The 9,501-nt window shown below is 68.0% G+C and carries 9 protein-coding genes and 1 tRNA gene; 5 read left to right on the forward strand and 5 right to left on the reverse strand.

Annotated elements, in window-relative coordinates; all coding sequences use genetic code 11:
- The coding region (locus tag ABZD10_RS10490) for a class I tRNA ligase family protein (RefSeq protein WP_372886359.1) at nt 1-603 on the forward strand (603 nt) is incomplete at its 5' end.
- A gap of 75 nt (nt 604-678) precedes the next feature.
- On the opposite strand, the gene ABZD10_RS10495 is transcribed toward ABZD10_RS10490, so the two are convergent.
- The 3 genes from ABZD10_RS10495 to ABZD10_RS10505 all read right to left on the reverse strand — a co-directional run bounded on the left by ABZD10_RS10495 (nt 679) and on the right by ABZD10_RS10505 (nt 1,905).
- Nucleotides 679-766, reverse strand: a tRNA-Leu gene (locus ABZD10_RS10495).
- A 67-nt stretch (nt 767-833) separates the two neighbouring features.
- A complete protein-coding gene (locus ABZD10_RS10500; RefSeq protein ID WP_372886360.1) occupies nt 834-1,397 on the reverse strand; it encodes a tetratricopeptide repeat protein in 564 nt (187 codons plus the stop codon).
- A 31-nt stretch (nt 1,398-1,428) separates the two neighbouring features.
- The gene (locus ABZD10_RS10505) at nt 1,429-1,905 is read right to left on the reverse strand and encodes an Lrp/AsnC family transcriptional regulator (protein WP_372886361.1); all 477 of its coding nucleotides are present in this window, start codon (nt 1,903-1,905) and stop codon (nt 1,429-1,431) included.
- Nucleotides 1,906-2,013: 108 nt separating this feature from the next.
- Between ABZD10_RS10505 and putA the strand changes: the two genes are divergently transcribed.
- The 3 genes from putA to ABZD10_RS10520 are packed head-to-tail and all read left to right on the forward strand — an operon-like array spanning nt 2,014 to nt 6,560.
- The gene (gene putA / locus ABZD10_RS10510) at nt 2,014-5,424 is read left to right on the forward strand and encodes a bifunctional proline dehydrogenase/L-glutamate gamma-semialdehyde dehydrogenase PutA (protein WP_372886363.1); all 3,411 of its coding nucleotides are present in this window, start codon (nt 2,014-2,016) and stop codon (nt 5,422-5,424) included.
- Nucleotides 5,425-5,454: 30 nt separating this feature from the next.
- A complete protein-coding gene (locus tag ABZD10_RS10515) occupies nt 5,455-6,201 on the forward strand; it encodes a rhomboid family intramembrane serine protease (protein WP_372886365.1) in 747 nt (248 codons plus the stop codon).
- Nucleotides 6,198-6,560 carry a GFA family protein gene (locus tag ABZD10_RS10520; RefSeq protein ID WP_372886366.1) on the forward strand — a complete coding sequence of 121 codons (363 nt, stop codon included), beginning with the start codon at nt 6,198-6,200 and terminating at the stop codon, nt 6,558-6,560. The genes ABZD10_RS10515 and ABZD10_RS10520 overlap by 4 nt, the downstream gene beginning before the upstream one ends.
- A gap of 134 nt (nt 6,561-6,694) precedes the next feature.
- On the opposite strand, the gene ABZD10_RS10525 is transcribed toward ABZD10_RS10520, so the two are convergent.
- Entirely contained in the window at nt 6,695-7,486 is a 792-nt protein-coding gene (locus tag ABZD10_RS10525; protein ID WP_372886367.1) for an inositol monophosphatase family protein, read from the reverse strand.
- A gap of 105 nt (nt 7,487-7,591) precedes the next feature.
- A complete protein-coding gene (locus ABZD10_RS10530) occupies nt 7,592-8,497 on the reverse strand; it encodes a LysR family transcriptional regulator (RefSeq protein WP_372886370.1) in 906 nt (301 codons plus the stop codon).
- 97 nt (nt 8,498-8,594) lie between these two features.
- Here ABZD10_RS10530 and metF point away from each other — a divergent pair, with 97 nt between their 5' ends.
- Nucleotides 8,595-9,461: a methylenetetrahydrofolate reductase [NAD(P)H] gene (gene metF / locus ABZD10_RS10535; protein WP_372886368.1), complete on the forward strand. Its 867-nt coding sequence runs from the start codon at nt 8,595-8,597 to the stop codon at nt 9,459-9,461.
- The last annotated feature ends 40 nt before the right edge of the window (nt 9,462-9,501 follow it).

The following is a 9,501-nucleotide window of genomic DNA, read 5'->3' on the forward strand; positions in this document are numbered from 1 at the left end:
CTGCTGAGCCACGCGCCCGAAAGCAGCGACAGCGAGTTCACCTGGGAAAACTTCCAGCAATCGGTGAACAAGGACCTGGCCGACGTCCTGGGCAATTTCGTCAGCCGCGTGACCAAGTTCTGCCGCTCGAAGTTCGGCGAGGTGGTGCCCGAGGGCGGCGCCTATGGCGACACCGAAACCGCGCTGATCGCCGAGCTTGCCACCCGCATCCGCGCCTACGAGGGCCATATGGCGGCGATGGAGGTGCGCAAATCGGCGCAGGAGCTGCGGGCGATCTGGGTGGCGGGCAACGAATACCTGCAAACTGCGGCGCCGTGGTCGACCTTCAAGACCGACCCCGAGACCGCCGCCATGCAGATCCGCCTGGCGCTGAACCTGATCCGCCTCTACGCGGTGCTGTCCGCGCCCTTCATCCCCGACGCCAAGGCGGCGCTGATGGCGGCGATGCAATGCACCGACGAGGCCTGGCCCGACGAGGTGCCCGCCGCGCTGGAAAACCTGGCCCCCGGCCATGTCTTCACCGTGCCCGACGTGACCTTCCGCAAGATCACCGACGCCGAGCGCGAGGACTGGCAGGAGAGGTTTGCCGGCACGCGGGAGTGAGCCGCACCGGCGCGCGGTGGGTTCAGGCGTCTTTCGACAGCCGGTACCGGCGCGCTTTCGGTTGGTTTTTCATGCTGGTACCCGCGGCCGGACTCGAACCGGCACGGCCCTTCCGGGCCTAGAGATTTTAAGTCTCCTGTGTCTACCATTCCACCACGCGGGCATGCGCCGGGTCAGGGCTCGGAGCCGGACAATAGCGGCTTGCCCATCCGTGTAAACCCGCGAAATGGCTACAGCTCTTGCCCCGACGGGGCGGCCTCTGGCGCCGGGCTCGCCAGGGTCCGCTCGGGCAGCCAGGGGTTGAGCGCCAGCGCCGCCGCCAGCGCCGCCTGCGCCTCCTCGGCGCGGCCGAGGCCGAACAGGGTCAGCGCCCGCCCCGAATGGGCCGCGATATGGCGCGGCGACAGGGCGATGGCCCGCTCCAGATCGGGCAGCGCCACGGTATAATCGCGGCGCAGGAAGTTGACAAAGGCGCGCTGGTTGTACCCCTCGGCGTATTGCGGACAATAGGCGATCAGCCGGTCGAAATCCTCGAGCGCGCCAAGCAGATCCCACGAGGCGCGCTTGCGCATGCCGCTGTCGAGGATTTCCTGCGCGCGTTCATCCGGCGCGTCGGCCCAGTACTGCCAAAGATCGTTGAACAGCACCCTGGCGCTGATCTCGTCCTGCGCCCCCTGGATACGCGCGATCAGCGCGTCCTGCGCCCGTGAATGGTCCGGCGGCGAGGGGCATTCCTGCGCCAGCGCCGGACGGGCGGCGAAGAACAGAAGCAAGGCGAACAGGACAGGTTTCATGCATTACAGCTTGCCCTGAAATGGTTACCAATCAAGTAACATCCCCGAGAGCCGTCTCCTTCACCGCCTGCATCGCCACATAGGTCGAGGTGCTGGCCACATGCGGCAGGGTCGAGATCTTCTCGGCCAGAACCGCACGATAGGCGGCCATGCTGCGGGTGCGCACCTTGAGCAGATAGTCGAAATGCGAGGCGATCATATGCGCCTGTTCGATCTCGCCGATCTGCGCCACGCCGCGGTTGAAGGCGCGCAGCGCCGCCTCGCGGGTGTCGTTGAGCTTGACCTCGACAAAGGCCACGTGATCCAGCCCCAGCCGGATCGGGTCGATCAGCGCCTGATAGCCGGCGATCACCCCCTCGGCCTCGAGCCGCCGCAGCCGCGTCTGGGTCGGGCTCTTGGAAAGCCCGATGCGCCGCGCCAGATCGGTCACCGAAATCCGCCCCTCGGCCGCCAGCACGCCGAGAATCGCATGGTCGAAACGGTCCAGCTCGACCTTTCCGCTTTGCATGGTTATACCCCCGTTTTTCGGTCGGAATGGATCGTCAAACACCTCAAATCAGGATATTCGACTGGTTCCCTCCGGTTATACTGGGCCAAACAACCGGAGTCACCCGCCATGAACCCCCGCGCCCTCTTGGACAGCCAAACCTATTGCGACGAAGCCGCGCTGCTCGAGGAGCTGATCGCGCAAGCCGATCTCGGCCCCGAAGACCGGGCGCGCATCTGTGCCCGGGGCGCCGAGCTGGTGCGGGCGATCCGCGACACCACCGATCCCGGCCTGATGGAGGTGTTTCTGGCCGAATACGGGCTGTCGACCGACGAGGGCATCGCCCTGATGTGTCTGGCCGAGGCGCTGCTGCGGGTGCCCGATGCCGAAACCATCGACGCGCTGATCGAGGACAAGATCGCCCCCTCCGACTGGGGCCGGCACCTCGGCCATTCGACCTCGTCGCTGGTCAATGCCTCGACCTGGGCGCTGATGCTGACCGGCAAGGTGCTGGACGACCGCGAACCGGGGCTGATCGGCACCCTGCGCGGCGCCGTCAAACGTCTGGGCGAGCCGGTGATCCGCACCGCCGTCGGCCGCGCCATGAAAGAGATGGGCCGCCAGTTCGTGCTTGGCGAAACCATCACCGCCGCCATGGACCGCGCCGCCAACATGGAGAAAAAGGGCTATACCTATTCCTATGACATGCTCGGCGAGGCGGCCAAGACCGACGCCGACGCCATGCGCTATCATCTGGCCTACAGCCGCGCCATCACCGCCATCGCGGCGGCCTGCACCCACAAGGACATCCGCGACAATCCCGGCATCTCGGTGAAACTGTCGGCGCTGCATCCGCGCTATGAGCTGGCCCAGCGCGCCCGGGTGATGGACGAATTGGTGCCGCGCCTGCGCTCGCTGGCGCTCTTGGCGAAATCGGCCGGCATGGGGCTCAATATCGACGCCGAAGAGGCCGACCGCCTGTCGCTGTCGATGGATGTGATCGAAACCGTGCTGGCCGAGCCGGCGCTGGCGGGCTGGCACGGGTTCGGCGTGGTGGTGCAGGCCTATGGCAAACGCGCCGGGGCGGCGCTGGACACGCTCTACGAGATGGCCGAACGGCTGGACCGCAAGATCATGGTGCGGCTGGTCAAGGGCGCCTATTGGGACACCGAGATCAAGAATGCCCAGGTGCTGGGGGTCGACGGCTTCCCGGTCTTCACCTCCAAGGCGGCGACCGATGTCTCCTATATCGCCAATGCCCGCAGGCTGCTGGGCATGACCGACCGCATCTATCCGCAGTTCGCCACCCACAACGCCCATACCGTGGCCGCGATTCTCGACATGGCCGACGATCATTCGCTGTATGAATTCCAGCGCCTGCACGGCATGGGCGAGGCGCTGCACGACATCGTGCTCAGGGCCGAGAACACCCGCTGCCGCATCTACGCGCCGGTGGGAGCACATCGCGACCTCCTGGCCTATCTGGTGCGCCGCCTCCTGGAAAACGGCGCCAACAGCTCTTTCGTCAACCAGATCGTCGACGAAGAGGTGCCCGCCGAGACCGTGGCCCGCGACCCTTTCGAGGCGCTGACCGATGCGCCGCTGGCCCTGCCCAGCGGGCCGCAGCTCTTCGCTCCGGAACGGGTCAATTCGCGCGGCTTCGACCTGCGCGACATGCCGACGCTCGCGGCGCTCGACACCGCGCGGGCGCCCTATCTGGACCACGCCTGGCACGCCGCGCCGCTTCTGGCCGGCGATGCCGCGCCGAATGCGCCCGAGCCGGTGCAGAACCCGGCCCTGCCCGCCGACCAGCCCGGCACCGTCGCCACCGCCAGCCACAAGGACGTGAAAACCGCGCTTGCCTCGGCCCATGCCTGGGACGCGCCCCCCAGGGCGCGCGCCGAGATCCTCAACCGGGCCGCCGATCTCTATGAAGAGAACCACGCGCTGCTGTTCGCCCTGCTCGCCCGCGAGGCCGGCAAGACCCTGCCCGACGCCGTCGCCGAACTGCGCGAGGCGGTCGACTTCCTGCGCTACTACGCGACCCAGGCCAGCCGCGCGGCGCCGGTCGGCACCTTCACCTGCATCAGCCCGTGGAACTTCCCGCTGGCGATCTTCTCGGGGCAGATCGCGGCGGCGCTGGCGGCCGGCAACGCAGTGCTGGCCAAGCCCGCCGAACAGACGCCGCTGATCGCGCATCAGGCGGTACAGCTGCTGCATCGCGCCGGGGTGCCGCGCAGCGCCCTGCAACTGCTGCCCGGCGCCGGCGATGTCGGCGCCCTCCTGACCTCGGACAAGCGCGTCCACGGCGTCGCCTTCACCGGCTCCACCGAAACCGCGCTGAAGATCCGCGCCGCCATGGCCGACCACCTGGCCCCCGGCGCGCCGCTGATCGCCGAGACCGGCGGCCTGAACGCGATGATCGTCGATTCCACCGCCCTGCCCGAACAGGCGGTGACCGCAATCATCGAAAGCGCCTTCCAGTCCGCCGGCCAGCGCTGCTCGGCGCTGCGCTGCCTCTATGTGCAGGAGGACATCGCCGAGGGGCTGATCGAGATGCTCACCGGCGCCATGAAGGAGTTGCGCGTCGGCAACCCCTGGAACCTGCATACCGACAGCGGCCCGGTGATCGACGCCGAGGCCCAGGCCGGCATCGCCGCCCATATCGCCGCCGCCGAGGCCGAGGGGCGCCTGATGTATCAGCTCGAAGTGCCCCAGACCGGCACCTTCATCGCCCCGACCCTGATCCGGGTCTCGGGCATCGCCGATCTGCAGCGCGAGATCTTCGGCCCGGTGCTGCATGTCGCCACATTCCGCGCCGAGGAACTGGACGCGGTGATCGACGCCATCAATGCCACCGGCTACGGGCTGACCTTCGGGTTGCAGACCCGCATCGACGACCGGGTGCAGCATGTCTCGGACCGCATCCATGCCGGCAACATCTACGTCAACCGCAACCAGATCGGCGCCATCGTCGGCTCGCAGCCCTTCGGCGGCGAGGGGCTCTCGGGCACCGGCCCCAAGGCGGGCGGCCCCAACTACATCGCCCGTTTCAGCGCCACCGCGACGCCCGAGGCCGAAAGCTGGGACATCCCGATGCCCGCCGACATCCTGCAAAGCCTGATCGACACCGCCCCCGCCGGCGCCCCCCGGAGCACCGTCTCGCTGCCCGGCCCGACCGGTGAATCCAACCGGCTCAGCACCTTTGCCCGCCCGCCGGTGCTGTGCCTCGGCCCCGGCCGGCAGGCAGCGGCCGAGCAGGCCGCCCGGATCGAGGCCCTCGGCGGCGTCGCGGTGCAGACCACCGGCCAGGTCAAAGCCGAGGATCTCGCGACCCTGAGCGGTTTCTCCGGCGCCATCTGGTGGGGGGACGCCGGTCTCGCCCAGGCCTGCGAACAGGCCCTGGCCCGGCGCCCCGGCCCGATCCTGCCGCTGATCACCGGCCTGCCCGACCGCGCCCGGGCGGTGGGCGAACGCCATGTCTGCGTCGACACCACGGCGGCCGGCGGCAATGCGGCACTTCTTGGCGGGGCGGCTTGACGCCCCGGCCATTTCCGCCACATTGGGCGCATGTTCCCGATCCGCGATCACAACCCCTCGGGGCGCAGCCCCTATGTCGTCTACGCGCTGATGGCGCTCAACATCGGCATCTTCCTGGCCTATGCGCCGCTGCTCGATCAGCCCTACCGGCTGGCCGCGGTCTTCGATGACTGGGCGCTGATCCCGCGCGCGCTCAGCGCCGGCGGCGACCCGACCGGCCTTGTCACCTCGATGTTCCTGCACGGCGGCTGGCTGCATCTTGCCGGCAACATGCTGTTCCTGTGGATCTTCGGCGACAATCTCGAAGACGTCATGGGCCATCTCGGCTTCGCGTTCTTCTACCTCGCCAGCGGCCTTGCCGCCGGCCTTGCCCAGGTGGCGGCCGACCCCTGGTCGCCGGTGCCGATGGTCGGCGCCTCGGGCGCCATCGCCGGGGTCATGGGCGGCTATCTGCTGCTGTTCCCCAAGGCGCGGGTCGACATCCTGCTGATCTTCATCGTCTTCTTCAAGATCTTCCCGCTGCCGGCCTGGCTGATGCTGGGCCTGTGGTTCGCTTTGCAGCTGCTCAACGGGCTGCTGGCCGATGCCGGCGGCGGCGGTGTCGCCCACTGGGCCCATGCCGGCGGCTTTGTCGCCGGCGCCCTCTTCACCCTGCCGGTGCTGCTGAAACGCGGCGGCGCCGGGTTCTGGCAGCGCACCAGCGGCGCCCCGCCCCACCCCGAGGCCCGCGACCTGCTGCGCCGCAGCAACATCCCCACCGTCCGGAGACGCAAATGAGCCATATCGCCAGCTGCCACTGCGGCGCCGTCGAACTCGAGGTCACCCTCAGCGACGGGCTCGCCACCGCCCGGCGCTGCGACTGTTCCTTCTGCCGCCGCCGCGGCGCCGCTGCCGTCAGCGCGCCGCTCGACGGGCTGCGCGTCGTCAAGGGCGCGGACAACCTGACGCTCTACCAGTGGAACACCGGCACCGCGAAACATTATTTCTGCAAGACCTGCGGCATCTACACCCATCACCAGCGGCGCTCCAATCCCCAGCAATACGGCGTCAACCTCGGCACGCTGCAGGGGGTCAACCCCCGCGACCTCGGCGAGATCGCATGGGTCGACGGCGTCAACCACCCCTCGGACCGCTGACGGCAGCGCCGCGGCCCTTCATCTCTTGCAAAATACTCCGGGGGGAATGGCCCCTTCGGGGCCAGGGGGGCAGCGCCCCCGACCAGACCCGACCACGCCCGCAGGATCACGCCCGCAGGATCACGCCTGACGGATCACGCCTGACGGATCACCTTGGCGAACTGGTTGAAGATCGGCTCGTTGGCGCAGATCACCGCGCCATCCTCGAGAATATGACCTGCGGGGTCGATCGGCTGCGCGAGACCGCCCGCCTCCTTGACGATGATCGTGCCCGCCGCCAGGTCCCAGGGCTTCAGGCCGCGTTCCCAGAACCCCTCGTAGCGCCCTGCCGCCACATAGGCCATGTCCAGCGAAGCCGCGCCCCAGCGCCGCACGCCGGCGGTGGCCGGCAACAGCCGCGCCAGATCCTTCAGCGTCTCGGGCAGTTCGGCACGGCCGCCAAAGGGCAGCCCGGTGGCAAAGATCGCCTCGATCATGCGGCTGCGCCCCGACACCCGCAGCCGGTTGCTGTCGTTGAGCCAGGCGCCCTCGCCCTTCTCGGCATAGAACATCTCGTCCTTGGCAGCATCAAAGACCACCCCGGCGACGATCTCGCCCTTGTGCTCGAGCGCGATCGAGATCGCCCAATGCGGCAGCCCGTGCAGGAAATTGGTGGTGCCGTCCAGCGGATCGACGATCCAGCGCCGCGTCGGGTCCTTGCCCGGCTCCTCGCCGCCCTCCTCGGCCAGCCAGCCATAGGTCGGGCGGGCGCCCATCAGCTCGTCCTTGAGGATCTTCTCGGCCGCCAGGTCGGCGCGGCTGACGAAATCGCCGGCCCCCTTCACCGAGACCTGCAGGTTTTCCACCTCGCGGAAGTCCTTGACCAGCGAGCGGCCCGCCTTGCGAGCGGCTTTCATCATGATGTTCAGATTGGCGCTGCCCGGCATGGCACGGCTCCTGTAAGATGTTCAGGTCGCGCGTATACGCCGCCCGGCGCCCATTGCCAAGCCTTAACGGCCCCGCCCCCGGACGCCGCCGCCGGGGCGCCGCGTTCAGGCCGCCTGCAGGCGCCGCGCCTCTTCCCCGGCCAGCCGGATCAGGTCGCGCATATAGGGCTTTTCAAGATCCTCGTCGCGGGTCGCGGCGAACAGCTGCCGGGTCACCCCGCCCTCGGTCAGCGGCCGGGTGACGTAATCCGAGGAATATTTGACCTCGCGCACCACCCAGTCGGGCAGCACCGACACCCCGCGGTTCGAGGCCACCAGCAAGAGGATGACCGCCGTCAGCTCGGCCTGGCGGATCGCCGCCGGCTCGACCTTGGCCGGGGTCAAGAGCTGCGAGAAGATGTCGAGCCGGGCGCGCTCGACCGGATAGGTGATCAGGGTCTCGCCGCGAAAATCCTCGGCCTCGATCCAGGGCTTTTCCGCCAGCGGATGCTGCGAGGCGGCCACGAAGACCGGCGAATAGTCGAACAGATGCGAAAAGGAAATGCCGGGCAGATCCTCGGGATCCGAGGACACCACCAGATCGACCTCTTCCTTCTGCAGCGCCGGCATGGCGTCAAAGGCCAGACCGGGGCGGATGTCGACATCGACATCGGGCCAGATGCGGCGGAACTTCTCCAGCACCGGGAACAGCCATTCGAAACAGGCATGGCATTCGATGGCGATATGCAGCCGCCCCGAGCTCCCGTCGCGCAGCCCGTTGAACTCGTCTTCCAGGGCCTCGATCTCGGGCAGGATCTTGTTGGCCAGCCGCAACAGCCGCATCCCCGCCGCCGACAGTTTCATCGGCTTGGAGCGGCGCACGAACAGCTCCACCCCGGCCTGCTCTTCAAGTCCCTTGACCTGATGGCTGAGCGCCGACTGGGTGATGTTGAGCTGGTCCGCCGCCCGCGCCAGCCCGCCGGCCTCGTGAATGGCCCGCACCGTGCGCAGGTGGCGGAACTCGATATGCATCTTCATGTTCGGCTCATGATGTTCTTTAGGATTATGAATTTGATCTAATGTCCCATATCGCTAAGTTGAGCGCAACCACAAGATTGGACCCGAGATCATGACCGCGCCTGCAATATCTTTCGAATTCTTCCCGCCTCAGAATCTCGAGGCTTCGTTCCGGCTCTGGGACACGGTGCAGACCCTGGCCCCGCTGGGCCCGCGTTTCGTGTCGGTGACCTACGGCGCCGGCGGCACCACCCGCGATCTCACCCGCGACGCGGTGGCGACGCTGCACGGCTCGAGCGGGCTCAACGTCGCGGCGCATCTGACCTGCGTCAACGCGACCCGCGCCGAAACCCTGAAGATCGCCGAGGATTTCGCCGCCGCCGGGGTCAGCGAGATCGTCGCCCTGCGCGGCGACCCGCCCAAGGGCAGCGCCGGTTTCGAACCCCACCCCGAAGGCTTTGCCAATTCGGTCGAGCTGATCGAGGCCCTCGCCGCCACCGGCAAGTTCAAGATCCGCGTCGGCGCCTATCCCGACAAGCACCCCGAGGCCGCCAATGCCCGGGCCGATATCGACTGGCTGAAGCGCAAGATCGACGCCGGCGCCTCCGAGGCCCTGACCCAGTTCTTCTTCGAGCCCGAGACCTTCCTGCGTTTCCGCGACGCCTGCGCCAAGGCCGGCATCGACGCGCCGATCATCCCCGGCATCCTGCCGATCGAGAACTGGAAGGGCACGCGCAATTTCGCCCGCCGCTGCGGCACCGAGATCCCGGCCTGGCTCGAAGACGCCTTTGCCAAGGCCGAGCGCGACGACCGCTGCGATCTTCTGGCCACCGCCCTGTGCACCGAGCTTTGCTCGGAGCTGATCGACGAGGGCGTCGATTCGCTGCACTTCTACACGCTCAACCGCCCCGAGTTGACGCGCGACGTTTGCCATGCCTTGGGTATCACTCCCCGTATTACCCTGGAAAACGTCGCGTAACCAGCGCGTTGGCCGCTTGCCCGGCCGCGCGTTTTGCGGC

The organism is Shimia sp., from assembly GCF_041624275.1.
Classification (GTDB): Bacteria; Pseudomonadota; Alphaproteobacteria; order Rhodobacterales; family Rhodobacteraceae; genus Shimia.

Bases quoted from the DNA above. Each gene is read 5' to 3' on its own strand.
- ABZD10_RS10505 (WP_372886361.1), bottom strand. From the start codon at position 1,905: ATGCAAAGCGGAAAGGTCGAGCTGGACCGTTTCGACCATGCGATTCTC.
- metF (WP_372886368.1), top strand. From the start codon at position 8,595: ATGACCGCGCCTGCAATATCTTTCGAATTCTTCCCGCCTCAGAATCTC.
- ABZD10_RS10530 (WP_372886370.1), bottom strand. From the start codon at position 8,497: ATGCATATCGAGTTCCGCCACCTGCGCACGGTGCGGGCCATTCACGAG.
- ABZD10_RS10515 (WP_372886365.1), top strand. From the start codon at position 5,455: ATGTTCCCGATCCGCGATCACAACCCCTCGGGGCGCAGCCCCTATGTC.
- putA (WP_372886363.1), top strand. From the start codon at position 2,014: ATGAACCCCCGCGCCCTCTTGGACAGCCAAACCTATTGCGACGAAGCC.
- ABZD10_RS10525 (WP_372886367.1), bottom strand. From the start codon at position 7,486: ATGCCGGGCAGCGCCAATCTGAACATCATGATGAAAGCCGCTCGCAAG.
- ABZD10_RS10520 (WP_372886366.1), top strand. From the start codon at position 6,198: ATGAGCCATATCGCCAGCTGCCACTGCGGCGCCGTCGAACTCGAGGTC.
- ABZD10_RS10500 (WP_372886360.1), bottom strand. From the start codon at position 1,397: ATGAAACCTGTCCTGTTCGCCTTGCTTCTGTTCTTCGCCGCCCGTCCG.